The following is a 26,803-nucleotide window of genomic DNA, read 5'->3' as shown; positions in this document are numbered from 1 at the left end:
GTCACTCCGTTTTTTCCAGATCTTGGAGATCCCGTGTGCATTGCCTTGCGTGGCTTTTTTCACTTGTAATGCTTGTTCTGACCACAATGGTATCGGCAGCAACACCCGAAGACTACCTGATAAATGTGGGCGACGAACTTGAGCTGGACATTCTTGATGATGCCGCCCCGCCGGAGCGCTTCATCGTAGGCCGGAACGGGGCCGTGCAACTTCCCTTCATCGGCAGTTTTGTCGTCTCATCGAAAACCGTCGGGGACGCACGGTTGCAGATCAGGAAAGAGTACATCAAGCATCAGATCTTCGTGGATCCCTCGATCGAGTTGTCCATCGCAGCGTTTCGGCCGATTTCCGTGCTAGGCGATGTGCGTGAACCTGGCAACTACGAGTACCAGCCATTCATGACCGCGGAACAGGCGGTTGGCCTGGCCGGCGGGCCGACGATCGCCGCCAACAACGAGGAGGCGCGGGTGCTTGAACGCCGTAACCTCAAAGGGGCGCTGAACAATCACGAATTCGACCTGGCGCTGGCGGCGGCGCAATACGCGCGTGTACAGGCGCAATTGCAGGGGCAGGACAGCGCCACGTGGTCGAACCTGCCGGAAGACGCCAGGGCCGACATCAACCGCGAATTGTTCGACGAGCACAAGATCAAGGAAGACCAGATCATCGCCCTGTCCGCCGAGGACGTCTCGAAAAGGCGGAAACTGCTTACGGATGCGGCGGAGGAGGCTCGCAATCGTATTGAATTGCTGGAACAGCGCGAAGGCATTCAACTGCAGATACTGAAGGTCACGGAAGAGGAATTGGCCCGGGTCACGGACATGGCCGAACGCGGACTGGTAAAGACTTCGAGCGTCAACACAAGCGAACTGGGATTTGCGCAGGCGCAAAGCGATTTGCTGAGGCTGAAGGAGCAGAAGTCGGATGCCCGCGGACAGCTTGCGGATATCCAATCCGAACTGTCGCAATTCGACTCCGATTGGAAAAAGCAGCTGTTGAACGAGTCGCAGATGTTCTGGAGCGATATCAAGAAGCTGAAGGCAAGCAGGGCGTCTATCGAAGACCGGATTCGTCTGTTGGACCAATGGATGAACGCGGCATCGGGGCTGGATACCGAATACCTGCTGGAGTACCAGGTGCGCCGCCGCGAGAATGGCCAGTTCGTGAACGAGGTCCTGCAGCCTTATGACGAATTGTTGCCGGGCGACCTGCTCGTGGTCGTCGTCAAGTCACCAGACACGCTCGAGACCGAGGGATGAAAGCGACACCCCATACGCGCGGCTGGCGGAATTCTGCGTTCGAGGCAGGGACGAGCAGGCTTCAGCAGCCCTTTCAGTCGATCGATTTGATGGGAATGTACTCGGTTCTTGAGCGGAACCTGCGGCTGATCCTGGCGATCACCGTCACGTTCATTATCCTCGGCTACGTTTACCTGCAATCGCTACCACCTGAATACTCCGCGCATGCGTCGGTCATCCTCGACACCCGAGAGGAGCAGATAACCCCGGCGCAGGAGGTCATTTCGAACCTGAACGTGACGAGTGCGGTGCTGGCGGGTGAAATCATAACGATACGCTCGAACGTCCTGATCGGCCGGGTCGTTGACAGGTTGGACCTGACGAACAACCCCGAATTCGATCCCCGCGTGCCGCGCTGGCCGGGTCTCTGGCCGTTCTTCAAGCGTTTCCTCACGGGACGCGAGCCCAGTCACGAGGTTGCCAAGAGGCTTCCTGACAGCGTCCTTCGGTCATGGGTCGTGGATGCGCTGCGCCAACGGATCGCCGTCGAGCAAGTCGGCGTGTCCTACGTGATCGCGATCAGGGTGGACAGCGAGAACCCGGAGCTTGCGGCCGAAATCGCGAACGCAGTCACGGAAGAGTATATCGATAGTCTGCTCGATACCAAGGCCGTGGCCACACAACGCGTCAACGCCTGGCTTGCCGAAAGATTGAACGAATTGAGCGTTCAGGTGGAGGAAGCCGACGACGCGGTCGTGGATTTCAAGGCCAAAATGATAGACGACGCCGGCGGCAGCGAAGAGACCATCAATCAACTGCTTGCAGAGCTGAACACCAGGTTGGTCGCGAGCACCACAGATCGGGCAGACTCGGAAATTCGGCTGCAACAGGTCGAAAGTTTGCTGGCGGACGGTGGCTTGGACGCTGTGGGAGATGTCCTGACCTCACCGTTACTTGAAACTCTTCAGCAGGAACTGGCCGTGATCACGGCCAACAGGGCGCAATTGGAGAGCTCCCTTGGCCCGCGACATCCGGACATGGTCCGGATCTCGGCGCAGATATCGGACATCAATAACAGCATCGATGGCGAGCTGAGTCGTCGGGTGGAAGAACTGCGTAGCAATGTGCGTGTTACCGGAAACCGGGAAATCGCACTGAGAGATCAAATCCTGGTCGTGTCGGAGCAGGCCGACAAGCTGTCGAAGGACTCGGTCCGGCTTGGACAGCTGGAGAGGACCGCGGAAGCAACGAGGCTTGTTTACGAGAACTTCCTCACGCGCTTCAAGGAAACCAGGGCTCAGGCCGATTTTCAGACACCAGAGGCCCGCGTGATTGCTACGGCGGTTACGCCCGTCGTCCCGTCCGGGCCGAAGAAAACGCTCTTTCTGCTTTCCACGATGATTATGGGGCTGGCCGCTGCGATAGGGTTCGTGTTCCTTCGCAACCTGGTTCGCTCGCCCGTTTCGAACCCCTCGGAACTCAGAGAACTGACGAACTTGCCGAACCTGGCGGTTCTGCCCTTTGTCGGCAGTGCGTTCAAAGACAAAAACGCGTGGCTCAAAACTGAGCTCGCGGCAGAGCAGGGCTCACCGTACCTCGAGCGGGTCAAGGCAATTCGCACGGAACTCTTCAATGTCGGTCAAGGACAGCAACCCAAGGTCATCATGATCACGTCGTCGGTACCGGACGAAGGCAAGACATCGCTGAGCTGCACCTTGGCGAAAGTTCTCATCCAGCCGAAGAAATCCGTTCTCATCATCGATGCTGACCTGCGCCGTCCGGATATTCGGCAAGCTCTGGACATGCCGAAACACGGCGGGTGTCTGGTTGATTTCCTTGAAGGCAAAATCAAGCAGCAAAACCTGATCCAGAGGTCTGAGTCGCTTGGACTGGATGTCATTGCCCCCTGCCGAAGCGCGGACAATGCCTCCGATCTGCTGGCCTCTCCGGTCTTGTTGGGACTGATTACGCGCGTGTCGCAAAAGTACGACATGATCGTCATCAACGCGACGCCGGTACTCCATCTTTCCGATACGCTGCTTCTGGCCGGAATGTCCGATGCCACTCTGTTGGCGGTGAAGTGCGACAGCACGTCTTCCAAGGTCGTCACCGAGTCGCTGCATCGCCTGCAGAAGGCGAAGGATGCGAATGTGGTCGGAACGGTTTTGACGATGGTGCGTCGTTCCCATTCAAAATCTACGGAACTCGACATGTTCAATTACGAGTACTAAGGCGCGTTAAGGGTGAAGGTTGCGATCGTCCATTACTGGCTGGTTGGCATGCGCGGAGGGGAGCGGGTTCTCGAGGAACTTGTCCGGCTTTATCCGCAAGCCGACCTGTTCACGCATGTGGCAGACCGCGAGAAGTTGTCAGATCTCTTGGCGAACCAGAGAATTGTGGAAACCTTCGTCTCGCGACTGCCGGGGGCCAAGCGCCACTACCAGAAGTATCTCGGCTTCATGCCGCGCGCCCTGGAAGAACTGGACCTGTCGGGATACGACTTGGTCATTTCGTCGGAAAGTGGACCCGCCAAGGGCGTCATCGTCCCCCCGGGAACACCGCATATCTGTTACATCCACTCGCCGATGCGGTACATCTGGGATCACTACCAGCTGCACAAGTGGCAGCTGGGGCGCCTGGGCCGCATGTACTATTCCCGGCTTTGCCATAGGCTGCGCATCTGGGACGTGACGACAGCGGCGCGGGTCGATCAATTCGTTGCCAATTCGACGTTCGTCGGTGCGCGGGTCAAGCGCTACTATCGCCGAGACGCCAGCGTGGTGCACCCGCCTGTCGACCTTGAACAATACGGACTTCCCGACGCGGGCGCGGAGCGTGGGACCTACCTGTTCGTTTCGCAACTGGTGCCCTACAAGCGTGCGGAGCTTGTGATCGAGGCGTTCCGGGGGCTGGACCGACAGCTGATTGTTGTCGGCGACGGAAGCCAACGCGCGCAGCTTGAACAGAACCTGCCCGCGAACGTGACGTTGCTCGGAAGCGTGCCGGCCTCGGAACTGCGCAAGCTCTATCAGACGTCCCGTGCACTCGTTTTCCCGGCGGAAGAGGATTTCGGCATAGTTCCAGTGGAGGCCATGGCCTGCGGAACGCCGGTTCTGGCCTACGGACGCGGCGGAGCGCTGGATAGCGTCGTGGAGGACCAAACGGGCCTGTTCTTTTATTCTCAAACCCCCGATGCCATTCGCGAAGTGGTCAAAAGGTTCGAGGACCAAGCCGCGCTGTTTGATGCTTCGGCGATCCGTGCGCATGCTGAAACTTTCGCGGCAGACCGTTTCCGACGCGAATTTTCTGAAATTGTTGATCGGGTGCTTGCAGACAGGGCAATGTGATCTGGCAGTTCTGTTCGGCCCACGGCAGGCTTCACCCACGTCAGCGACGCCGTCCGCGACCAACACCTAGTGACTTATCCGGAACACCGACATGTCTTTCGCCCCATTCGCCGCCATATTCATAATCGCTTGGTTGTGGGTGGCTCTGCGCAAGCTGGAGAATGGGATCACCTTTGTGATCGCAGTCCTGCCTTTTGGCATGTTTGCGGCGATCAGCGTCGCCGGTTTGTCTCTTCTCCTGGCACATTTTCTCGCGATGCTGACCATGGTTGCATTGGTCGTGCGTTGGATCACGACGCGGACCTCGGGGACATCGGTGTTGTTACCTATAGATGGTAGATATCTAGTATTTTTTGCCGCTTACGCGCTGTTTTCGGCGCTTGTTCTCGTCCGACTGTTCGCGGGAGATTTTCTCGTATTCCCTATGAACCTCAATGCGGGAACAACTCAGGTCAGCATCTTCTTTCCATCATCGGTGTGGCTGCTGCGTCCGAGTAACGCCAATATTTCCCAAGCCTTCTACATCCTGCTGTCCTGCGGTTTTTTCATCGCGGCGATCAGTGCTTCGAAACGCTTTGGCCGCCAGATCATCGAACTTGGGCTCGTCATCGCGACGTCGATCAACATCTTTCTGGGCATCCTTGATTTCCTGGCCATGGACAACTTGCTGGCGATAATCAGGACAGCTGACTATTCTCTTGCAAATCAGCAGCAAATGGCAGGAATTGCGCGTGTCATAGGTGGGTTCTCGGAGCCCGCGAGCTTTGCTACGACATCAGCGGCTCTGACGGCTTATTTCGCCATGTCCGCTCTGATTGGTCGAAAGACGCGTGATGTCGTCCTGGCTGTAGGCAATCTGATATGTACGGTGTTCGCCTTTTCTTCGACCGGTACAGTGGCGCTGGTTTGTGCCTTTGTGCTGATCCTTCTGCATGGGCGCGGGTTTCTTACAAATACGTTGTCCCGAACCTTTGCGCATATGCTGGTCATCCTAGCAGCTACCGTTGTCTTTGCAGTGTGCATGATCCTGCTTTTGACACCTGCGCCGGACCTGATTGCCGACATGGTCGAACACCAGATTCTTGAAAAGCGCAATTCAATGTCGGGTATCGAGCGCCGTGCCTGGGCCTATTCCGCCTTCGCCGCCTTCTGGGAAACGTGGGGGCTGGGGGCGGGGGTAGGTTCGCTGAGGGGGAGCGGGCTGTTGTCCGTTCTTATGGGAAGTGTTGGACTGCCGGGGCTGATCGCCTTTGGAGGCTTTCTGTATTATGCCCTTATCAGGCCGATCGGGCATCACGATGCCGACATCCAGCGCACGTTCTATGCGAGCCGGATCGGCAGCCTGACGTTGCTCTGCTCGATGCTCCTGTCGGCAACTTCGGCCGATCCGACGCTGTTGCTCATGTCCTTGGCTGCGCTCGCGACCGTCTCTCGAGACGAGGCGGTTCAAACGTTCAATTCCGCAAGTCGCGAAGACACGACGCTCGAGGCGGGCGCCGCGCTTTAGTGCGCGGATCTGCACAACCAGCGCAAATGTGCAGGATTGGTTTAAATCAACGGAAAATCGAAGGCCCTAAAGTGGTTACATTTTGGACAAATTCGACGATCTTTTAGGAAAAAACTCTTTTGAAATCCGCCTGTTACGCCTTTTTCTTGCCTCAATTCGTTAATTTTCTGTAAAGATTTGAGTCAAAAAGGGCAGTTTGTTCTATGCTTGTCTTTGAACTCACAAACCATTGGTTCCGATTCGTTTTGTCATTTGTGCGGTACCCGTCATGCAAATCTTAAATATTTCAGTGAATAAGTTATGAGCTCTAGAGATCAACTTCATGGGGAAACAGATCTAAGGGCATTCCATCCAGGATATGTCAGTTCCCAGTTTCCAACCCCGCGTAAGCACAGGAGTGCCCGTATCTTTGGGTCGCTCTTCGATAAATCCTTTGCATTTTTGGCGCTTCTACTCTTTGCGCCGTTTATCTTATCAATTTCGCTGGTCATCCTTCTGAAAGAGGGCAGACCGATCTTCTTCGCGCACAAGCGCGTGGGTCAGAACGGCGAACCATTCAAATGCATCAAGTTCAGAACCATGGTTGTGGACGCTGATGAGCAATTGAAGAAACTCCTCGATAGCGATCCTGACGCACGTGCCCAATGGGCTGCCAATCAGAAGCTGGACGATGACCCACGTGTGAGCTGCATCGGAGAATTCTTCCGCATAACCAGCTTGGATGAATTGCCTCAGTTCTGGAACGTTCTGCGCGGGGAAATGGCCATCGTCGGTCCGCGCCCGATCGTCAAGGACGAGTTGGAACACTACGGTCGCCATGCCAACGTCTATCTTTCGGTCCGCCCGGGCATAACTGGGCTTTGGCAAGTAAGTGGTCGCAGCAATACCACCTACGAGGAACGGGTCGCGTTGGATGTTGAATACGTTCGCAACCGCACGTTCTGGGGGGACGTCCGGATCATTCTGAAGACCGTGAAGGTCATGCTTACGGTGGATGGAGCGAAATAGACGTTCACAAAGCTTGGAAAGCTATGCCGCAATAGCCCCGATAACTGCGATCCAGAAAGTTGCACAACCAAGGACCACGGCGGTTCTGTGTGTGCTGGCTGGAATTGATTTCACAATACCCATACAAAGGGTAGGCTTCGCAAGTACAGCTGATTTCATTTTTGACTGCTCGTTTGTTTTTGTTTTGTATCAAATGTTGAAGGGTCGCTTGAAGCAAGTCAATAAATGCTTCGGATCGTTGATGTTTTTGTAATTAGGTGTGATGAGAAAGCTTCTTCAGATATGCGTATTATAGTGGCAATCCCGTCGACGAACCGGTGTTCGATCCTGATGTCGACGGTTAAAGATCTGGAACGTCAAACCCGTAAACCCGATTTGACCCTGCTTGTCGTCGCCGACGAAAGCGATGTCGATACAGGCTCGGTTTCGGAAGTCTCGTTTCCGGTCTCCGTAATTCAGACGGAGAGGGGGCTCACGATCCAGCGGAATGCGGCTCTGGGCATCTTGCGCGAAGACGATATCATGCTTTTTCTGGATGATGACTTCCTTCTTGCGCCTGACTATCTCGCCAACCTGGAACGGCTGTTCCAAAAGCATCCTGACGTGGCCATGTGCACCGGTCACGTTTTGGCGGACGGAATTCATGGGCCGGGGCTGAGCCACGACTTTGGCCGTAGGCTTATATCGGAACCTGTTGCGTCTGAAGATTTTGCGCTGGCTGGTGTATATAACTGCTACGGTTGCAACATGGCGCTCAAGGCCAATCCAGTCATGCAGAACAAGCTGCGGTTCGATCAACGGCTTAAAGCCTATTGCTGGCTCGAGGATGTCGACTTTTCCCGCCAGGTGGCGCGCTATGGAAAAATCGTTTCGTCCCCTTTGCTGAGGGGGGTGCATCTCGGCACGAAGACTGGTCGAGGCAGCGGCCTGAGGTTCGGCTATTCTCAGATCGCAAACCCTATATATCTCGCCAAGAAAGGGACCATGTCCAAGCCTCGCGCCTTGAACATCATGTCCCGAAACTTGGTGAGCAATGTCGTGAAATCTTTGAAACCTGAGCCAGAGGTTGATCGCAGGGGGCGGCTCGTAGGTAATTTTCGCGCCTTCAAGGACTTGGCCCGCGGGCGCCTGGCTCCTGAACAGATTCTTTCTTTCGAGTGATTTCGTTGCAACTCGACCGCGTTGTCATCCTGAGCGATTTCTCCACTGTCCAGGGAGGGGCGTCGAAGCTGGCGCTGCTGCACGCCCGGTCTTTGGCAGACCGAGCTGTGCCCGTGACCTTCTTTTCGGGAGATTCCAATGACCTGTCCATGAAGGGCGTGCACGCGGTTTCGACAGGTGGCAACAGGTTGCTGGAGCAGGGCAAGGTCAAAGCTGCTCTTGGCGGGCTCTGGAACGCCAATACACTTCGGCTGCTGAGAAACTGGGTAGATGCAAACGACAACCCAGGTACGATCTACCATGTCCACGGCTATCATCAAACGCTCTCACCATCGGTCCTTGCCGCCCTTGAAGGCGTCGCATCGCGAACGGTCATGCATGCGCACGATTATTTCCTGGCCTGTCCAAACGGGGCGTTCTTCGATTTCAGATCGGGAGAAACCTGTGATCGGCGGGCGATGTCTTCGAGATGTGTGCTGAGGAATTGCGACAAGCGCAGCTATGCGCAGAAGCTTTGGCGTGTCGCGCGCCAGTCGCTGCAGAACCGCGCTCGGGCGCGGCTGTCGCCCGAAGTCACCACGATCCTGATCCACGAAGGAATGGAGACTCGCCTGTTTCCGGATGGGGCGGCAGGGCAGGTTCGTACAATTCCCAATCCGGTCGATCCGCTCTTGGAAACACCGGTCGCAGCGGAACGAAACCGGGGCGTTCTCTACATAGGAGACATCCATGCCTACAAGGGCGTGTTCCTGTTGGCGGAGGCAGGCCGGCAGGCTGGTGTGTCTGTTACCTTCGTCGGCGAAGGAAGGGATAGGGAAAGGCTTCTCGATGAATATCCCGAGCATGTTTACAGCGGTTGGCAGGATCGGGCAGGGCTGCAAGACGCAATGAAGAACGCACGGTTGCTGATCGCTCCCACTCTTGGCCCCGAACCATTCGGCCTGGCACCGGTCGAGGCGCTTTTGTCCGGAGTTCCCGTAATCATCTCGGACAGTATGCTGCTTGGACAGGATATAGACAGGCTTGGCATGGGACGAACTTTCAAGGCTGGCAACCATGAGGCGCTGGCGGCAATCTTGCGGGAGTTGAGTGGCGATGATCGCACAGTGGCTGACATGTCCCAGGCAGCGAAGACCAACGGCCGGCAGCTGTCGTTGAGTGCGAAAGAGTGGTGCGATGCGCTGTGCGACCTCTACGGGGACCTGCTCGAAGATACCGTGGAAGGCCAGACAAGAGCGCGCCTGACGCCAAATGAGAGGGCAAATGGCGGGCGAACCTAGCCGGGAAAGACTGGTTTCCGAGAAATCGCATATTTGGCCCGAAATTGCTTCTGTTTTCGACAAGCTTGGGTTTGACTGGCGATGGTAGGCGATTTTTACGACAGATTGATTCAACAGTTTTTTACAGGTGATACTCCAATGTTTCTCCAGCACGTCGCGGTGGTGATTTCTGTCCAGTTTGCCGTTGATGCAAACATCTCCGGGCGCGCGCTTGATCATGCGTGATGCTTGCACGAAACCGTCGACGCCCCTGAGGTTGGCGCTGGCTTACACGCCCGGCGAGACGCTGACCGATGCGCAAGCCATGCTGCTTGACCGACTAAGCGCGTCGGGAGAGTTTCAGCTTGTCGGAAAGCTTGCAGGTCAACGGCCGACTGTAATGCGACGGCCGCCTTTCCTTGTTCGTTGGGCGCTGGCGGCGGAGCGATATCTCATGAGCCGCCGTATTGCCAAATACGACACAGCGGCGGCGACCGCTCGGCTGGCAGAGCTGTCCGAGATCCGTGACGACGCCGCACGGCCTGTCTTTGACGTCGCTCTTGTGTTGGGCGCAAGTACGCTTGCGCAAAAGCACTTGCAATTGGCGCGCGTCGGTGAGGTTTCCGTCACCTACGAGGGGTCCTCGACACCCGACTGGATCGGGACCTGTCGCACCGTGTTCACAGCGCCCAACATCAAGGTGGACATCGTACTCCGAAAGCTTGGGGAAACGATTGGGCGAACCCTGCGGCGTGCGGCTTACAATCCAAAGCCGGGGGCCGTCCTGACCGGGGCGTTCGTAGCGGAGAAGACCGTCCTTTTGGTTTTACGGACATTGAAGGACCTGCAATCCAACCCGGACTTCGGCCACGACTTGGCGGAACCACTGCCACCACGCGCGCCCTCGGGCCATGCTGACCTTCTGCCCTATCTCGGCAGTTTCCTTTCGACGGCCTGCCAAAGGCTGGCGCGGCGCCTTCCTGGAAAGCTGTCGAGCCCAAATCTTACCTGGAGGGTCATGAGCGGCACGTCCGACCGGATGGATATCAACCTGCGTGACGCCTGGGATCTTCCGGCAAACGCATATTTCATGGCGGATCCCTTTCTGTTCGAACACGATGGCGAGACCTGGATCTTCTACGAGGCCATGGGCCAGAACGACAGCAATGGTTGGATCGAAGCGGCACGGCTGGGCGAGGGATTTTTATCGCCTTCGGTGGTGGCGCTGAAACGTCCATACCACCTTTCCTATCCATACCTGTTTCGAGAAGGGAACGACATTTTCATGGTTCCTGAAACACAGCAGAAAATGCGATTGGAAGTCTGGAAAGCCAAGACGTTTCCCACGGAATGGGAACTGCACGCGACAGCGTTCGAGGGCGAGTACCTTGCCGATAGCAGCCTGTTTCGGACGGAGGATGGACAGTGCTGGCTCTTGACGAATCTTTCAGACCATTATGCCTTCCAGGATCATTCCAGCGAACTTTACCTGTTTGCGGTGGACGGCCCTGATCTCGCGAGCATCGTTCCGCATCCGCAAAATCCTGTGGTGATCGGCTCTGACGTTGCGCGTAACGCGGGGTCCGTGATCCGGAGGGAGGCGAGCATTTATCGGCCATCTCAGAACAACAGCTTCGGTGTGTACGGGTACGGGCTGAACATCATGGAGATCACGCGCCTCGATCACATGGCATACGAAGAAAGGCTGGTGCACAGGTTCACGCCGGAGGACAAGCCGGGCAGCATTGGTCTGCATCACCTCAACATGCTGCGGGACCGATATGTGATCGATTGGTGCACGACGTCGCCGGATAGATAGACGTTTCATGCGTCGAAGCGGGCCGACCGCCTTACCGCGTTAACTCGACCGCATCTTCTTGCGGCCGAGCAGCCTGAGAGTCGTGTTACGCCCAGCACGAAGAAGGGGATACAAAAGCCCGGCGCGGGTCTTTGAGCGAAACACCCACGCGTTGAACCGATTGAATGCGCCTTCCGGCGAACTCAGCAGAGACAAAGCGTGAATGCAGTCCTGCCCGTGATACAGCTTGCCTGACATCTTCAGCACCATGCCTTCGTCAAGGTCCAGATCGCGGGCTTTGACTTCGTCAACTTCGGGTCCGCCGTCCCGTGCGTTGATAAGGCGCAAGGGTCCGACGGCGTCACGGATGCGAACAAGCTCTACATAGCGGCTGCAAAACGGACACTCACCGTCATAAAGCAACCAGTTATCCGCTTTGCCCGGCGGTGTGCTGGTTCCGGAATTCGCGTCTAGTGCAGACAATAGGATAAATCTCCTTTAAACACCGGCCGGAAATACAGAGCTTTTTGCATCCATATGGACGGAGCGATATCGAGGTCGGGATCGGCTTCGTTGCTTTCGCCGCGTTTGAACGTCTTCTGCTTACCGTCACGAATATAGGTAATCTCCAGATCCCGATCTTCCAGACCCGCGACGCTGCGGCGAAGTTCGAAGTAATTCACGTAAACGTCGAAGTCTTGTCCGCCAAAACCATACCGGGCCGGATGTGTCTTCAGGTCTTCGATAGTTGCGTTGTTCGAGGCAACGATTTCCACGAGGTCGTCCTGAATGTCGAACAACGGAAACCTTGGCATAAACATGTGATTGTTCACCCCGCCCTCGGTTCGCATGTTGCTGTACATGGCGACGTTGGTCTGGGTCTTGAGGCCAACATAGGGTGACAAGGAATTCAACACGACCAGTACGAAGAAGACCCACAGCAAGCCCGGTTTCGAGGTCCACATAGGGGAAACGCCGGTCCCGGCGAACAAGCCGTGCTTGATATGTTCACGCACGGTCGCACACAGCAGGGCCGTCGCGACGCCGAGCGTCCAGATAAGCCAGGCCCAGCTGGGTTTGATGACCCAGACACTGGCCAGGAACAATCCGCTCACGATCGCAAATCCCAAAGTCGGCGACACCGCCGGCACGAATTTATTGCGCAACCTGTCTGCCCAATCCGTCACCTTGCCGAGCACATCCACAAGGGCCGGCGCAGCGACCAGAACATAAAGGGCGATCATGAAGGACGAAAACGGCCAGTGACCCATCAAGCCAAGCAGGACGTGGAATGGGACGCCGAAGTAGAATGCAAGAAGCCGCGTCTTGCGGATGGCCAGCATCAGCGGAAGAAGAGCTTCGGCGACTATGAAGAACCAGAAGAAAAATTCGACACTCGCTATCGAAAGGAGGGGCGACAGCAACGGGCGCCTGTCATGCGCCTCTTCGATCATTCCCGCGAGACAGCTTATATCGAGGTTGAAGAAGTCGGTGTTCAGCTTTGAAACGATGATGGAGAAGTACATGAATGCGAAAGCGGCGCCACACACCGGGGCGAATTTGTCGAACCAGGCGTCAGCCAAGTCACGATCGAACGGAATTTGCCGACGCTTGAAATGCAAGACCATCCAGATCAGGGCCGCCAGCATGCTTGCCGACATAAACGTGTCGATGAAAATGTGGTTCACGACAAACGGCCACTGCGAAACGAAATAGACGATACTCGCGAAGATCATGGCGCCGAAGAGCCAGACCCGGCCGGGAAACATGAAAACAAGTATCGCGAGCGCGGCGAAAATGTAGCCCAGGATCACGCCTTGCTCGAACCAAACACTATGGAAAAACACCAGTTGAACCAGGCTTTGTGCGGCCCAGGCATGTGAGAAAACGGTTAAGCTTTTCAGTTCGGAATAGGACTTGGGGTAATTCATATCTGTGACTTTGCAGAAATAAAGCAAATTGATGTTCACGAAGATTGCAAAGAGTCGCCATCCTCTCAAGGCTTTTTAAGCGCAATCCGGAAAAAACCTACCTAAATAATATGATTTACCGACGCGTGTCGGTCGGCGGATGAAAAATTGGACACATCAGCCCGCAAAAGCCGCCCAGGTTCAGGCTTTGCGCACGGCATTTCGACTCATTCGATGATCCACAGAGTATCTTCTTCTGCCCGCCCCAGTGTGGTCAGGATCGAGAAAACCAAGCCGCGTAATGCATTGGCAGGCCATTTTATGCCTTCACCCATCAGGTTGTCCCAGTCCACCGGCTCGGTTTCCCCGTCGGCCGAGACCATCACGAGGTCTGACATACCCGCCCAGCGAAAGCTGGTCCACGCGCGCGGGATATGAAAGCGGTCAGTGACGACGGCAATCTGGCCACTTGCCTCATCCCCAAGTAACTGGAGGGAGAACAAGGCGTTCTGAAGCGTGGAGCCAGAGCGGCCTTCGACGATGATTTTGTCGGGCGGCACGCCCAGATCGACGGCCAGGTCCCTCATGTCCTCGGCCATGCTGGGGTGGTCAGAATAAACCTTGCCGCCGGATAGGACGAGTTTCGGGTCGTCGCCCGCCTGACGCAGCCTGAAGTACAGATCCACCCCGGACCGTGTGCGCATACCGGTTCGCCCCTCCCGGTCGTCTCTCATCGGGCCTGATGACAGGACCACGATGGCGCTGACCGGGCCCTGCACCAAATCTTGCCTGTAAGTTTCCACATACACCCGCATAGCGCCTACCAATAGGACGTAGGCGACGAGCAGGAACAAAAGCAGCTTTCCGAAATGACGCATCGGATTACCCTGTGCAATCTCGAAGCCGGCCGATCCTTGCAGCCATCCGGGTCAATGCTGGCGTTACCATGGTGTCTGCATCCCCAGATTTGCGGCCAGTTCTTCCAGGTGTCGGGCCGTCTCAGGCTCGATCTCGATCCCCTCGCGGGAATTCCGATCCAACGCGTCCCAGCGGGCTTCGCCAGGCAGGCGAACTGAACCGTCCGGGCTGGAGGACGCAATCATCGAAGCCATCGCGTCGAATCGATCGTAATACGCTTCCAACGGCATCCAGTGCTTGATGTCGAAAGCCAGGACGAAATGCCCGTTGTTTCCCGGTTGCGAGGAGTTTGCATATAGTGAGCCGATTTGTTTGGACATCGCAGAGCCGCTCAGGACGCCGGCAAGAATCTCTACGCAAAGCGACAAGCCGAAACCTTTTGCACCGGCAGCCGGCAGCAACGTGCCGTTCAATGCGAGTTCCGGGTCGGTCAACTGATTGCCTGCCTTGTCGATCACGAGCCCTGTGGGCAGGTCCAGGCCTTGCCTGCGGTGCGCGCGCAGGGTCGACCCGGCAAGCCCGGCCGTCGACATGTCCACGAGAAGGGCGCGGCCGTCGCGTCGGGGCGCTCCGAAGGCGATCGGGTTTGTGCCCAAGACAGGCGCCACGCCGCCATGCGCGGCCACCTTGGCGAAAGAGTTGCTCATGATCAGGGCGATCATGTCGGCCTTGGTCGCTTCGACAAGAAAGGCCGCCCCGGTGCCGAAAAAGTTGCTTCCGGACACGCTGACGCCGCCCATGCCGGCGGTTCCGGCAAGATCGATTGCATGCGCCATCGCGCGCTGCCCGGCTATCTGCCCGAACCCGTCGTCAGCATCCAGCGATCCGGCGCCTGACCCCAATTTCGTGAACCGCATGCGGGACGGTGACCGGATCGCGCCCGACCGCACTTTGGTGCAAAGGATCGACAGCCTCTCGCAGCCATGGTTTCGGCGGTCGACGAGATCGTTCCAGATCAGGTTTTCCGCAACACAAGCGGCCTCCTTAGCGTCTGCGCCGGATCGCACCAGTGCGTCTCGCATGAACTCCGACAGCATCTCGGGGAGGATTCTGCAGGGGGTGACCGTCATGTCCGGATCACGCCTTTCTTCTGGCTGAACATGATTTCGAGGATCCGGCTCGCAACGGGCACGCCTTCGTCACGGTTGGCGATAAGGTAATGATGATGCAATCCCGGTCCGATGTTCACCTCGTGGAAATAGGCGCCGCTTTCCTGCATCGGGGCCGTGTGATCGCGCACGATGACGTCCAGCCCGGCAAGGCGGACGTTCAGATTTGCGACGAGCTGCCCGCCCGCTTCGATGATTTCCGAATTGACAGCGTCACGAACCGAGCGGTTGTCGCGCGCGGCGTTTTCGTTCACGACATTCTTGACTGCTATACGCTGCCCTGCACTCGGACGGCTGCTTAGCGCGAGTTTCTGTCGCGTCAGGAAGCTGCGGCAGTCCACATCAATGTTCAGAGGGTTCAGCGCGACGATTGGTTTTCGTATCAGCCGATTTCGCGTCTCGTTCCTGATAAGTTGCCGCAAGGTGGCGCGTCCGTCTCCGATGACGGTTGGGCGGTCGCGTAGCACTGCATCCAGATACACGCCATCCAGGTAAAGCAAGCGGAGACTTGACCCTTCGAGGATAGGTTCGGCCAGAAGTTTCGCATTGAAACTGGCCGCGTGTCTGGCCGCCTGGCTTAACATCTCGTTGGAACGGATGCCCACGCTGACGCCGTTGCCGCCGCCGGTTCCACGCGCCGGTTTGACGACGATCCCGCCGGGATGACGCGCGAGGAAGGAACGCGCCTTCGCCAAATCGTCAATGGAGAAGACACAGTGATCCGGTACCGGATGCCCGAGCTTTGAAAGCAGTCCATAGGTCACGGCCTTGTCCGCCATGACCCGTGTCGTAATCGTATCGTCCAGCATAAGGTCCGAATGATGCACGAAGGTACATAGCGAACCGGCCTTGATTTGCGTCAGCCCATCGGTCTTTTCGACCTTGGCACTCACATCCCGGGCGGCCTCGGCCCAAAGACGATCATAAAATTCGTCGCGCAGCCCTCGAAACCGTCGCCGCTTGAGGACCGCGTCCAGATCCCGCAACTTTAGTAGGCGGCGCCTAAGCCTCTCGAAATGGTACTGCACGATCTTTGTAGCCTTGTTCGATTGCTACGGTGGCGTCATTCGTTGAATTGGCAACCCTCGGCGTTCAATTGATCATCAACCCAGGCATTCGAGAACCTGCCGCGCTTGACGTCCGCAACGTATTGACTCATCCGGTCACGGTTTTCCCTCAGCCGTTCGAGCGTGTCCTTGGCGGCCCAACTGGGCACGACGACAACGCCACTGCGGTCAGCGCTCACGATGTCGCCGGCTTGGACGACAACGCCTCCCAGGCTGATGGGGTAGTTTATCTCGCCCGGGCCGCGGTGAAGCGGGCCGAAAGGCGTGACCCCGATAGCATAGATCGGCAAGCCGCATTCCACGATCCCGGGCAGGTCGCGAACGAAACCATCTATGACAAAACCCGCAATCCCGCGGGATTTTGCCTTGTTGGCGATCAGGTCGCCCACAACCGCGGCTGTTTTGCTTTGGCTGGCATCGACGGCGATGACATCTCCGGGCTTGGCAAGATCGAGTGCCTTGTGGACCATCAGGTTGTCGCCGGGAAAGACCTTCACGGTGACGACCGTGCCGACAAGGCTCTTGTGATTGGCCAGGTTCTGAATGTCACTGCCCGTCGTGTACATCCGGTTCAAGGCGTCGGAGACATCCGTCGTCTCGAATTCACGGAAGCCATCTATGACGTCCTCGTCAACACGCGCGAATGATTTCCTGACCATGAAACCGGGACCCGGATTCATCTCGGACGACTTCGGCTTTGCAACGGCACCGTCGCTGGTTTCGAAACAATCTTTTTTCAATTTTCACCAAACTCTCAATAACATATTGTATGTAGTCTACTATCGTGCCGATCCGTGACACAGTCACTACGGTTCAATACTATTGCGAATAAAGCAATCAAAATGACAAAAATAAATTGTTTACGATTTAGCGAGGAGACCTTGATTGACCTTACCCAAAGCTGGTGTGCTTTTACTTGGTGGTGGCGAGAACGGCGTTTCTGTCGCGCGGAACCTATCGGCCCTCGGTATTCACGTTTCCGCGTCCGGCGAGCACGGTGCATGGGTGTTGAATTCGCGTTATTGCGACAAGCGCTATCCGGTGCCCAAGGGTGTTGACGCGTCGAGCTTCTGGAATGACCTCCTGCGATCCGATAGCGAATTGGAAGGATCTGTCATCTTTCCGCTTTGCGACGATTCAATCACGTTTGTCTGCCAGAACAAGGACTGGTTGGAGGAGCGATACATCTTGGAGGATTTCGATCCAGAGCTTCGCTTGGCCATGCTGGACAAGAAGGAAACGCTGGAAATAGCCAGGGCTGCTGGGGTGCCGACACCGAATTTCTGGACCGTCAACAGTGTCGAAGACCTTGATGCAATTCGGGACGAGATCACTTTCCCGGTTATGGTGAAGCCGATCCATTCGCATCTGTTCACCAAAGTGTTCGGGTGCAAATTGTTCATCATCAACAGCGATTTCGAAGAAGCGCGGCACAAGATCACGCTGGCTCAGTCGCACGGACTGAACGTCATGCTGGTCGAGATGATACCGGGTCCCGACTCGTTGCTGAGCAGTTACTACACCTATATCGACCAGCACGGCGAAAGGTTGTTCGATTACACGAAATGCGTCATCAGGCGCTATCCGATCAACCGTGGGGGCACCTGCCACCATAAGTCCGTGATACTGCCCGAAACCGCAGAGATGGGGCGGAGATTTTTCGGATACATGCCATGGCGGGGCACCGCCAACATAGAATTCAAAAGGGACGAGCGGGACGGTCAGCTCAAGGTCATCGAATGCAATCCACGTTTCACTGGCGGCCATGCCCTGGTGACGGCATCGGGCATGAAGATTGATGAATTCATCTATGCGCACCTGACCGGCCAGGAAAGGTTTGAGATGTCCCAGTCCAGCGAAGACATCAGGCTGTGGAACCCGTTGCGCGATATGTTTGCCTCGATCGAGCTCTACCGGCGTGGTGAACTCAGCGTGCGGGAGTGGCTTGCGAGCGTCAGGTCCGGCCGGAAGATCTATCCAATGTGGAGTGTGAATGACCCGCGGCCCGAACTGGCACGCCTGAGATACGTTTCAGGTCGGGTGATGGCCAGAAAGCTCTCGCGTTCGGACGGATGACCGCTCGCAGTCGACAGTATGGGATGCTGCTCTCAACCTGACAATCTGAGCCTGGCTCGAAACGGTCAATACGCTCCGCGCGACGCCATGAAAAGTCGTACGAATTTTCTGGGCCCAAGATTCTTCGTACGAAGAATCTTGGGCGGTCCCGCGCGGGATCACGGGCGATAGCGGCCGCTTTTGGGATCGACCGCCATCCAGTCGGGCAGCCCGACGAAATACTCGATCCCGAAGATCAGCAAACAGATCCCGATGATCGCGAAGACGAACTTGACCCGCCCCGCGCTTGGCGGGTTCTGCGCCCAGCGGGACATGCGAAACAGCCATCTGGGATTCATTGACGGGCCGGTCCCGTTCCGAAACCCATGACTTTTTCGCGCGGCATACCCGGCCCCCCTTGCATTTCGCGGGCCAGTTTACGACACAGTCCCATACCGCCACAACCCTACGGACCGATCTGCCCGCATGCCTTCCCACGCCGAAACCCGGACGCTGCCGTATACCGCGCAGCAGATGTACGATCTTGTCGCCGATGTCGGCTCTTACCCGGAATTCCTGCCCTGGACCGCCGCCGCGCGCGTGAACAGCATCACGCCGCAGGACGACGGCAGCAAGGTGATGGAGGCCGACCTGGTCATCAGCTTTCGCGTCTTCCGCGAACGGTTCAGCAGCCGGGTCGTCCTGTGGCCGGAACAGAAGCGGATCGAGACGGAATACCTCGATGGCCCGTTCCACCACATGCGCTCCAACTGGGAGTTCCGTGATATTGGCGAGGGCCAGTGCGAAGTCGGGTTCGACGTGGATTTCAAGTTCAAGAACAGGTTGTTGCAGGGCGCGGCGGAGCTGTTTTTCTACGAGGCGATGAAACGCATCGTGCGCGCCTTCGAGACACGGGCGGAAAAGCTTTATGGACGGGGTTGAGATCGGCGAACGGCTGGCCGGCTTCGCGCTCGGCGCAGTCACGGCGCAAAACGCGATGGAGATCCTGCGCCTGTCGCTGCTCGACTGGGCCGCCGTGAGCGTGGCCGGGCGGGACGAACCCGTGGCTACGGTCCTGCGCGAACAGGCTGCGGACGAAGGCGGCACCCCCCAGGCCACCCTCATCGGCAGCGAGTTGCGCATACCGGCCCGCATGGCGGCGCTGGTCAACGGGACGATCTCGCACGCGCTCGACTATGACGACACGCATTTTGCCCATATCGGTCACCCGTCCGTCGCCGTGATCCCCGCCGCCCTGGCCGTGGGCGAGGCGGTGGGCGCCTCCGGCCCCGCGATGCAGGAGGCCGCGCTGATCGGCGTCGAGGCCTCGATCCGCGTGGGTGTCTGGCTGGGCCGGGCGCATTACCAGGTGGGCTATCACCAGACCGCCACCGCCGGGGCCTTTGGCGCGACCTTGGCCGCCGGGAGGCTCATGGGGCTGACAAAGGGACAGATGCAGCACGCCATCGGCCTCGTCACCACCCGCGCCTCGGGCATCAAGGCGCAGTTCGGCACCATGGGCAAACCGATGAACGCGGGCCTTGCCGCCTCCAACGGTGTCGAGGCCGCGCAGCTGGCCGCGCGCGGATTTGTCAGCGCGCCGGGCGCGATGGACGGGCAGAACGGTTTCGGACCGACGCATCATGGCGAAGGGCAGGGCGCGGCGTTCGATACGCTGGGCCAAGAGTGGCTGTTCGAGAGCGTGCAGCACAAGTTCCACGCCTGCTGCCATGGCCTGCACGCCACGCTCGAGGCGTTGCGCGACCTCGACGCAGGCGCCGACGCGGTCGAGAGCGTGGAAATCACCACCCATCCCCGCTGGCTGAGCGTCTGCAACATCGCCACGCCCGAAAGCGGGCTTCAGTCGAAATTCAGCTACCGGATGGTCACCGCCATGGCGCTGACCGGGTACGACACCGCGCGGCTGGACACCTTCGACGACGCGCTGTGCGCCGACGCCGGCCTTGCCGCGCTGCGCGAACGGGTCAGCGTGCAGAGCGACGACAGCCTGACCGAGATGCAGGCCCGTCTGCGCGTGACGCTGAAGGACGGCAGCGTGCAGGAGCTCTTTCACGACCTCGACGCCGATCCGGGCCTGGCCGCGCGCCAGAACCGCGTGCGCGCCAAGGCGGCCACGCTGCTGGGCGAAGGCCGGGCCGACGCGATCTGGCAGGCGATCGAGGCCGACGCCCCGCCGGAGGAATTCGCGGCGCTGCTGGTCCGTTAGACCTCGCCGGTCAGTCCATGGAGAAAATGACCGCGTCCTTCGGCAGGTCGACCACGCTGCCGTCATACTTAGGCAGGTCGTCGTCGATCATCAGCCACGGCAGGCGGCTGCGGTAATGCACGTGAAATGCCGGTTGCACAGCGCCCGGATTCTCCAGCGACGCGGCATAGACATGCATGTCGCCCGGGTAGTGATCCGCCTCGAACGCCATGGGCGTGCCGCAGGCGGCGCAGAAATGCCGGTAAGCGCCGGGCGAGCTCTCGCGGGTCGCGGGCGCCGTGCCGGTCCAGCGGAACGCCGCCACCGGCACGCCCAGCCACGCCACCACCGGCGCCCCGCAATTGCGGCGGCAGTCGTCGCAATGGCAATAGCAGGCCCAGTTGGGCGGTCCCTCGAATGCCCAGCGCGTTGCACCGCAATGGCAATGGCCGCGTGTCGTCATGTCGTGTCGTCCTTCGCTGACGGCGCCGTACCATCCATGTCCGCAGGGCAGGGCGTCTAGCCGATCCCCTGCAAGAGCAGGTCCAGCGCATGATCGCGCGCCTGTGCCCGTACCTCGGCGCGGCCCAGGGCACCGAACTCTACCGTTTCCACCTGTGTCACCCGGCCCACGCGGGCCAGCCCGAAACAGACCCGTCCCTCGGGCTTGTGCTCGGACCCGCCGGGGCCGGCAATGCCGGTGATCGACACCGCCACATCCGCCTCGGAATGGTCCAGCGCGCCTTCGGCCATCTCCCGCGCGATCTCCTCCGAGACCGCGCCATGCGCCTCCAGCGTGTCGGCCCGAACGCCCAGCATCTGCTGCTTGGCGGTGTTGGAATAGGTCACGAACCCCCGCTCGACCACCGCCGAGGAGCCCGCGATATCGGTCAGCGCGGCGGCCACCATGCCGCCGGTGCAGGATTCTGCCGTGGCGACCATCAGCCCCGCCGCCTTGGCGGCGTTCAGCACGGCCTCGGCGCTCACAGCCCCAGCACCCCGTGCGATAGCCACGCGAAGAGCATGACCCCCAGCGCGGCGAAAAGCCCCGCGATCACGTCATCCAGCATCACGCCCAATGGCCCGCCCTGCCGGTCAGCCCAGCCCACCGGGCCGGGTTTCCATATGTCGAAGAGGCGGAACAGCAGGAAGGCCGTCACGAAACCCGGCCACAATGCGGTCAGCGCCGCGCCTGCATGGGTGGCCCCGATCGACACGGGCAGGAAGGCCAGCCATTGCCCGGCGACCTCATCAATAACGATCTCGCTCGGGTCGTGATCGTCTTTTCCCTTTGTTTCCAGTGCAGTCGCCCACCACCCTAAGGCAAATGAGGCGACCACGCCCAAGCCCAACAGTACCGGCCCGCCAAGCACATGCAACAGAGCCGCCACAGGCAGGGCTGCCAGCGAGCCCCAGGTCCCCGGTGCCGGGCGCAGGTAGCCCACGCCGCCGAAAGTCGCGATCAGCTGCGCCGCCCTCATGGCCGCACCAGCGTCGCCACGGCCTGTGCCGCGATGCCTTCGCCGCGACCGGTAAAGCCCAGCCGCTCGGATGTTGTGGCCTTGACCGACACGCGCTCCACCTCCAGTCCCATGATCTCGGACACCCGCGCCTGCATCGCCGCGGCATGCGGCCCGATCTTGGGCGTCTCGCAGATGAGGGTCAAATCCACATTGGTGATGCGAAACCCCTTTTCGGCGGCCAGACCCGCCGCGTGGGACAGAAAGACATGGCTTTCCGCCCCTTTCCACTGCGGATCGCTGGGCGGGAAGTGCCGGCCTATGTCGCCCTCGGCCATCGCGCCATAGATCGCGTCGGCCAGCGTGTGCAGCCCCACATCGGCGTCAGAATGCCCCTGCAGCCCCCTGTCATGCGGGACCGCCACGCCGCACAGCATCACGTGGTCGCCGGGGCCGAAACGGTGCACGTCAAAGCCGGTTCCGGTGCGTATGTCCATGGGGCCTCTCAGGATGGTCTCGGCCCGGGCGAAATCCTCGGGCGTGGTGATCTTCAGGTTGCTTTCGCGCCCGGGCAGGATGCGAACGGGGATGCCCGCGGCGCGGGCCACCGCGACATCGTCGGCGGCGTCCTCGGGCGCGGTGGCGTGGGCGGCAACGATCACGTCGCGGGCAAAACCCTGCGGTGTCTGCGCCCGGTAAAGCCCGGCGCGATCCTGCGTGCGGCTCACCAGCCCGTCCTGGCCAAGCCATAGCGCATCGCTGACCGGAAGGGCCGGGGCCGCCGCCGGGCAATCGGGGCCAAGCGCGGCGATGACATCGGCGATCTGGTCCGGGGACACGCAGCACCGCGCCGCGTCGTGGATCAGCACATGGGCCACATCCGTCCCCTCCAGCGCGGCCAGACCGTTGCAAACCGAGCCCGCCCGCGTGGCCGCGCCTTCGGTCAACGTGACCCCTGTCTCGCCCGTCAGTTCGGCCATGTCGTCGGGATGCACCACCACCACGATCCGCTCGATCGCCGGCACCGCGCGGAACGCCGCCAGCGTCCAGTCGATCACCCGTTTGCCGGCCACGCGCTGCCATTGCTTGGGCCGTTCGCCCCCGGCGCGGGTGCCACGCCCTGCGGCGACGATGATGGCTGCGGTGCTCATACGCTTTGCTTACGCAAGCAGGCTGGGGCATGCAATGGGGGCGTCATTGCGGGCATCTGCTTAATTTTTAATCACTCGCACTTTTTTGATTTCAAATTGGGCATGCATAAATTGTACTTGGCGCCGCACGGACATAAAAGCTCCACATGCTCATTCGTTAGGCACCCATGCTCAACATCGGCCCCCGAAACCTACATCCCCCGGTCCTTCTTGCCCCGCTCGCGGGCATTACGGACCTGCCATTCCGCACCCTCGTCAGCCGGTTCGGTGCGGGGCTCGTGGTCAGCGAGATGGTCGCCAGCCAGGAAATGGTGCAGTCCAAGCCCGGCGTGCGCGAGAAGGCGGAATTGGGTTTCGAAGCGGCGGACACCTCCGTGCAACTGGCGGGTCGCGAGGCGCATTGGATGGCCGAGGCCGCCCGCCAGGTCGAGGGCAATGGCGCCAAGGTGATCGACATCAACATGGGCTGCCCCGCCAAGAAAGTGACCAGCGCCAGCGGCTCTGGCGCCAGCGGGTCGGCGCTGATGAAGGATCTCGACCACGCGCTGTCGCTGATCGAAGCGGTGGTCGGCGCGGTCTCGGTCCCCGTGACGCTGAAAACCCGGCTGGGCTGGGACGATACCAACCTGAACGCGCCCGAGCTGGCGCGACGCGCCGAAGGGGCAGGGGTGCGCATGATCACCATCCACGGGCGCACCCGGTGCCAGTTCTACAAGGGCTATGCCGACTGGGCCGCGATCCGCGCCGTAAAAGATGCGGTCAGCATCCCCGTCATCGCCAATGGCGACATCACCGGCACACCCACAGCCCGCGACGCGCTGATGAAGTCCGGCGCGGACGGCGTGATGATAGGCCGCGGCGCACAGGGCCGCCCGTGGCTGCTGGCACAGGTGGCGCACGAGCTGCACGGCACGCCCGCGCCGCAGATCCCCGAGGGCGGGGACCTGACGCGACTGGTGCAGGATCATTACGACGCCATGCTTTCCTTCTATGGCAGCGATCTGGGCATCCGCGTCGCCCGCAAGCACCTGGGCTGGTACATGGACGGGCGCGACACGCCCCAGGCCTTGCGCAAGCGCATCCTGACCGAACGCGACCCCGCCAATGTCAACCGCCTGCTCGAAGACGCCATGAGCGCCCCCGAAAGGACCGCCGCATGACCGGATTGGACGAAATGGTCTGGACCTCGCTGCCGGTGCCCGGGCTGATCCTCGACGGGCAGGACCGCATCGCGCAGATCAACCCCGCCGCCGAGGGCTTCCTGATGACCTCGGCCCGCTCGATCGTCGGCCAGCCCGTATGGGACAAGCTGGCCGTCGACGCGCCCATCGAAGAGGCGCTGGAACGCGCCCGAGAGAAATCCGCGCCGCTTTTCGTCAATGACGTGGACGTGGGCACCGGCGACCGCGCGCCGATGCAGTGCAACCTGCAAATCGCGCCGGTCTCGGGCTGGGACGATCACATGATCCTGCTGATCTCGCCCCGCGAACTGGCGGGCCGCGTGACGCAAAGCCAATCGGTCAAATCCGCCGCCAAGTCCGCCATCGGCATGGCGGAAATGCTGGCGCATGAAATCAAGAACCCGCTCGCCGGCATCACCGGCGCGGCGCAGCTTCTGTCGATGAACCTCGACCAGGACGACCTTGAACTCACCGACCTCATCGTGTCGGAAAGCCGCCGCATCGTCGGCCTGCTGGAACAGGTCGAGCAGTTCGGCAACGTGAGCCTGCCCAAGCTGCGTGCGGTCAACCTGCATGACGTGCTCGATCGCGCCCGCCGCTCGGCGCTGGTGGGCTTTGCCGCGCACATGACCATTGTCGAGGATTACGACCCGTCGCTGCCGCTGGCGCTGGCCGATTCCGACCAGCTCTTGCAGGTGATCCAGAACCTGCTGAAGAACGCGGCCCAGGCCGCGGGCGACAAGGGCGGCACGATCACCCTGCACAGCTATTACGAGCAATCCCTGCGCGTCCGCCGCGACGGCGGGGGGCCGGGCAAGTCGCTGCCTCTGCAGATCGAGGTGATCGACGACGGCCCCGGCCTGCCGCCCGAAATCGCCGGCAACGTGTTCGAACCGTTTGTCTCGGGCCGCGAGAACGGCACCGGCCTCGGCCTCGCGCTCGCAGCCAAAATTGTCTCGGACCTCGATGGCTGGCTTTCGGTCAACTCGGTGCCGGGACGCACAGTATTCAGGATATCGCTGCCGCGCGCCGGCAAGGACATGGAGGAAAGCTAGATGGATGGCACGGTACTGGTCGCCGATGACGACCGCACGATCCGCACGGTTCTGACGCAGGCCCTGACGCGGGCGGGGTGCCGGGTGCACGCCACCTCGTCCCTGACCACGCTGATGCGTTGGGTGGGCGAGGGCAAGGGCGACGCGGTGATCACCGACGTCATGATGCCCGACGGCAATGGGCTGGAAATGCTGCCCAAGATCAACCAGGACCGCCCCGGCATGCCGGTGATCGTGATCTCGGCCCAGAACACCATCATGACCGCCATCCAGGCCGAAGAGGCCTCGGCCTTCGACTATCTGCCCAAGCCGTTCGACCTGCCCGACCTGATGAAGCGCACCGCCCGCGCGCTCGACGCCCGGACCACTCGCACCCCGGCCGAGGCGAAGTCCGAGGACCGCCCGGACGAGTTGCCGCTGGTCGGGCGCACCGCGGCGATGCAGGGGCTTTACCGCGTCGTCGCGCGGCTGATGAATACCGACCTGCCGGTGCTGATCACCGGCGAATCCGGCACCGGCAAGACGCTCATCGCCCGCGCGATCCACGATTTTTCCGACCGGCGCACGCTGCCCTTCGTCACCGTCACACCCAGCGACCTGGCCGATCTGGAAGGGCCCGCGCGGGTCATGGCCCGCGCCAAGGGCGGCACCATCGTGCTGGACGGGGTGGGGGACCTCAGCACCGATGCGCAGGCCCGCGTCGTGCGGATGATGGATGCGCCCGGCGATCACGTGCCGCGCTTCATGGCCACGTCCCTTGGGCGTCTGGCCGACCGACTGGAAGAGGGCAAGCTGCGCGAGGATCTCTATTACCGCCTGTCTGGGGCCGTGGTCGAGGTGCCGTCCCTGCGCGCCCGCGTCGACGACATCCCGCTTCTGGCCCAGCACTTCCTGCTGAAGGCCGAGCGCGAGGGCCAACCGCCCCGCACGTTGTCCGAGGATGCGATGGAGCTGATGCGCGCCTACAGCTGGCCGGGCAACGTGAGGCAGCTCGAAAACGCGGTGCAGCGTCTTGGCCTGACCGCGCGGTCGGCCGAGATCACCCGCTCCGAGGTCGAGGCGGTGCTGGGCAACCAGCCCGAGGCCGCGCCCGTGGTCGGTGGCGGCGGCGGTGAGACCCTTTCGACCTCGATCTCGCGCCACCTGCGCCGCTACTTCGACCTGCACGGCAACACCCTGCCGCCACCGGGCCTCTATGGGCGAATCCTCAAGGAAATGGAGATGCCCCTGATCGAGATCGCGCTCGATGCGACGGGCGGGAACCAGGCCAAATGTGCCGACCTTCTGGGCATTAACCGCAATACATTGCGCAAGAAAATCACCGACCTTGATATTCGCGTGACACGGCGCCGCAAGTTGATGTAAAACTGCAA

25 protein-coding genes are annotated in these 26,803 nt (G+C 60.0%); 14 read left to right on the top strand and 11 right to left on the bottom strand.

What is annotated here, in order from left to right:
• Window positions 1–86 precede the first annotated feature (86 nt).
• The 8 genes from RBB18_RS01130 (at window position 87) to RBB18_RS01095 (ending at window position 11,339) form a co-directional block, all read left to right on the top strand.
• Window positions 87–1,259, top strand: a complete 1,173-nt coding sequence (locus RBB18_RS01130; protein ID WP_274591824.1) for a polysaccharide biosynthesis/export family protein — start codon at window positions 87–89, stop codon at window positions 1,257–1,259.
• Window positions 1,256–3,469: a polysaccharide biosynthesis tyrosine autokinase gene (locus tag RBB18_RS01125; RefSeq protein WP_103761177.1), complete on the top strand. Its 2,214-nt coding sequence runs from the start codon at window positions 1,256–1,258 to the stop codon at window positions 3,467–3,469. The genes RBB18_RS01130 and RBB18_RS01125 overlap by 4 nt, the downstream gene beginning before the upstream one ends.
• Before the next feature lie 12 nt (window positions 3,470–3,481).
• Window positions 3,482–4,585, top strand: coding sequence for a glycosyltransferase (locus RBB18_RS01120; RefSeq protein WP_103761178.1), 1,104 nt, complete (start codon window positions 3,482–3,484; stop codon window positions 4,583–4,585).
• A 91-nt stretch (window positions 4,586–4,676) separates the two neighbouring features.
• Window positions 4,677–6,092 (top strand): hypothetical protein, encoded by a 1,416-nt coding sequence (locus RBB18_RS01115; RefSeq protein ID WP_306121230.1) that lies wholly within the window; start codon window positions 4,677–4,679, stop codon window positions 6,090–6,092.
• 300 nt (window positions 6,093–6,392) lie between these two features.
• Window positions 6,393–7,100 (top strand): sugar transferase, encoded by a 708-nt coding sequence (locus RBB18_RS01110; RefSeq protein WP_306110513.1) that lies wholly within the window; start codon window positions 6,393–6,395, stop codon window positions 7,098–7,100.
• 225 nt (window positions 7,101–7,325) lie between these two features.
• Window positions 7,326–8,261, top strand: coding sequence for a glycosyltransferase family 2 protein (locus tag RBB18_RS01105; protein WP_103761181.1), 936 nt, complete (start codon window positions 7,326–7,328; stop codon window positions 8,259–8,261).
• Between the two features lie 5 nt (window positions 8,262–8,266).
• Window positions 8,267–9,541 carry a glycosyltransferase family 4 protein gene (locus RBB18_RS01100; protein WP_306110512.1) on the top strand — a complete coding sequence of 425 codons (1,275 nt, stop codon included), beginning with the start codon at window positions 8,267–8,269 and terminating at the stop codon, window positions 9,539–9,541.
• Between the two features lie 211 nt (window positions 9,542–9,752).
• Complete coding sequence (locus RBB18_RS01095) at window positions 9,753–11,339, top strand: hypothetical protein (RefSeq protein WP_306110511.1); 1,587 nt, start codon at window positions 9,753–9,755, stop codon at window positions 11,337–11,339.
• Window positions 11,340–11,378: 39 nt separating this feature from the next.
• Here RBB18_RS01095 and RBB18_RS01090 read toward each other — a convergent pair whose 3' ends face one another.
• From RBB18_RS01090 to RBB18_RS01065, 6 genes are all read right to left on the bottom strand, one after another.
• Window positions 11,379–11,801 (bottom strand): DCC1-like thiol-disulfide oxidoreductase family protein, encoded by a 423-nt coding sequence (locus RBB18_RS01090; RefSeq protein ID WP_306110510.1) that lies wholly within the window; start codon window positions 11,799–11,801, stop codon window positions 11,379–11,381.
• Window positions 11,789–13,249 carry a hypothetical protein gene (locus RBB18_RS01085; protein WP_306110509.1) on the bottom strand — a complete coding sequence of 487 codons (1,461 nt, stop codon included), beginning with the start codon at window positions 13,247–13,249 and terminating at the stop codon, window positions 11,789–11,791. Before RBB18_RS01085 ends, RBB18_RS01090 begins: the two co-directional genes overlap by 13 nt.
• 206 nt (window positions 13,250–13,455) lie before the next feature.
• The gene (locus RBB18_RS01080; protein WP_103761185.1) at window positions 13,456–14,106 is read right to left on the bottom strand and encodes a YdcF family protein; all 651 of its coding nucleotides are present in this window, start codon (window positions 14,104–14,106) and stop codon (window positions 13,456–13,458) included.
• Between the two features lie 63 nt (window positions 14,107–14,169).
• Window positions 14,170–15,216: an Ldh family oxidoreductase gene (locus RBB18_RS01075; RefSeq protein WP_306110508.1), complete on the bottom strand. Its 1,047-nt coding sequence runs from the start codon at window positions 15,214–15,216 to the stop codon at window positions 14,170–14,172.
• Window positions 15,213–16,283, bottom strand: a complete 1,071-nt coding sequence (locus tag RBB18_RS01070) for a hypothetical protein (protein ID WP_146049939.1) — start codon at window positions 16,281–16,283, stop codon at window positions 15,213–15,215. Before RBB18_RS01070 ends, RBB18_RS01075 begins: the two co-directional genes overlap by 4 nt.
• Before the next feature lie 35 nt (window positions 16,284–16,318).
• The gene (locus RBB18_RS01065; protein ID WP_170067088.1) at window positions 16,319–16,981 is read right to left on the bottom strand and encodes an RraA family protein; all 663 of its coding nucleotides are present in this window, start codon (window positions 16,979–16,981) and stop codon (window positions 16,319–16,321) included.
• A 226-nt stretch (window positions 16,982–17,207) separates the two neighbouring features.
• Between RBB18_RS01065 and RBB18_RS01060 the strand changes: the two genes are divergently transcribed.
• A complete protein-coding gene (locus RBB18_RS01060; protein WP_306110507.1) occupies window positions 17,208–18,398 on the top strand; it encodes a hypothetical protein in 1,191 nt (396 codons plus the stop codon).
• Between the two features lie 158 nt (window positions 18,399–18,556).
• On the opposite strand, the gene RBB18_RS01055 is transcribed toward RBB18_RS01060, so the two are convergent.
• Window positions 18,557–18,712, bottom strand: coding sequence for a hypothetical protein (locus tag RBB18_RS01055; protein WP_371931566.1), 156 nt, complete (start codon window positions 18,710–18,712; stop codon window positions 18,557–18,559).
• A 151-nt stretch (window positions 18,713–18,863) separates the two neighbouring features.
• Here RBB18_RS01055 and RBB18_RS01050 point away from each other — a divergent pair, with 151 nt between their 5' ends.
• Complete coding sequence (locus RBB18_RS01050; RefSeq protein WP_103761191.1) at window positions 18,864–19,319, top strand: type II toxin-antitoxin system RatA family toxin; 456 nt, start codon at window positions 18,864–18,866, stop codon at window positions 19,317–19,319.
• Entirely contained in the window at window positions 19,306–20,604 is a 1,299-nt protein-coding gene (locus RBB18_RS01045) for an MmgE/PrpD family protein (protein ID WP_306110506.1), read from the top strand. The genes RBB18_RS01050 and RBB18_RS01045 overlap by 14 nt, the downstream gene beginning before the upstream one ends.
• Before the next feature lie 10 nt (window positions 20,605–20,614).
• On the opposite strand, the gene RBB18_RS01040 is transcribed toward RBB18_RS01045, so the two are convergent.
• Genes RBB18_RS01040 through RBB18_RS01025 form a run of 4 tightly spaced genes read right to left on the bottom strand, consistent with a single transcriptional unit; the run spans window position 20,615 to window position 23,194 of the window.
• Entirely contained in the window at window positions 20,615–21,046 is a 432-nt protein-coding gene (locus RBB18_RS01040) for a GFA family protein (RefSeq protein ID WP_306110505.1), read from the bottom strand.
• A 56-nt stretch (window positions 21,047–21,102) separates the two neighbouring features.
• Window positions 21,103–21,570: a CinA family protein gene (locus RBB18_RS01035; protein ID WP_306110504.1), complete on the bottom strand. Its 468-nt coding sequence runs from the start codon at window positions 21,568–21,570 to the stop codon at window positions 21,103–21,105.
• The gene (locus tag RBB18_RS01030) at window positions 21,567–22,064 is read right to left on the bottom strand and encodes a phosphatidylglycerophosphatase A (RefSeq protein WP_103761195.1); all 498 of its coding nucleotides are present in this window, start codon (window positions 22,062–22,064) and stop codon (window positions 21,567–21,569) included. The genes RBB18_RS01035 and RBB18_RS01030 overlap by 4 nt, the downstream gene beginning before the upstream one ends.
• Complete coding sequence (locus RBB18_RS01025) at window positions 22,061–23,194, bottom strand: bifunctional 2-C-methyl-D-erythritol 4-phosphate cytidylyltransferase/2-C-methyl-D-erythritol 2,4-cyclodiphosphate synthase (RefSeq protein WP_306110503.1); 1,134 nt, start codon at window positions 23,192–23,194, stop codon at window positions 22,061–22,063. Before RBB18_RS01025 ends, RBB18_RS01030 begins: the two co-directional genes overlap by 4 nt.
• A gap of 167 nt (window positions 23,195–23,361) precedes the next feature.
• Between RBB18_RS01025 and dusB the strand changes: the two genes are divergently transcribed.
• Genes dusB through RBB18_RS01010 form a run of 3 tightly spaced genes read left to right on the top strand, consistent with a single transcriptional unit; the run spans window position 23,362 to window position 26,795 of the window.
• A complete protein-coding gene (gene dusB, locus RBB18_RS01020) occupies window positions 23,362–24,354 on the top strand; it encodes a tRNA dihydrouridine synthase DusB (protein WP_274591838.1) in 993 nt (330 codons plus the stop codon).
• Window positions 24,351–25,430, top strand: coding sequence for a nitrogen regulation protein NR(II) (locus tag RBB18_RS01015; RefSeq protein ID WP_103761198.1), 1,080 nt, complete (start codon window positions 24,351–24,353; stop codon window positions 25,428–25,430). Before dusB ends, RBB18_RS01015 begins: the two co-directional genes overlap by 4 nt.
• Window positions 25,431–26,795, top strand: coding sequence for a response regulator (locus RBB18_RS01010; protein ID WP_306110502.1), 1,365 nt, complete (start codon window positions 25,431–25,433; stop codon window positions 26,793–26,795).
• Window positions 26,796–26,803: the final 8 nt, after the last annotated feature.

Source organism: Roseovarius sp. MMSF_3298 (genome assembly GCF_030733705.1).
Lineage (GTDB): Bacteria > Pseudomonadota > Alphaproteobacteria > Rhodobacterales > Rhodobacteraceae > Roseovarius > Roseovarius confluentis.
This window is presented reverse-complemented; position numbering and strand designations above follow the sequence as displayed.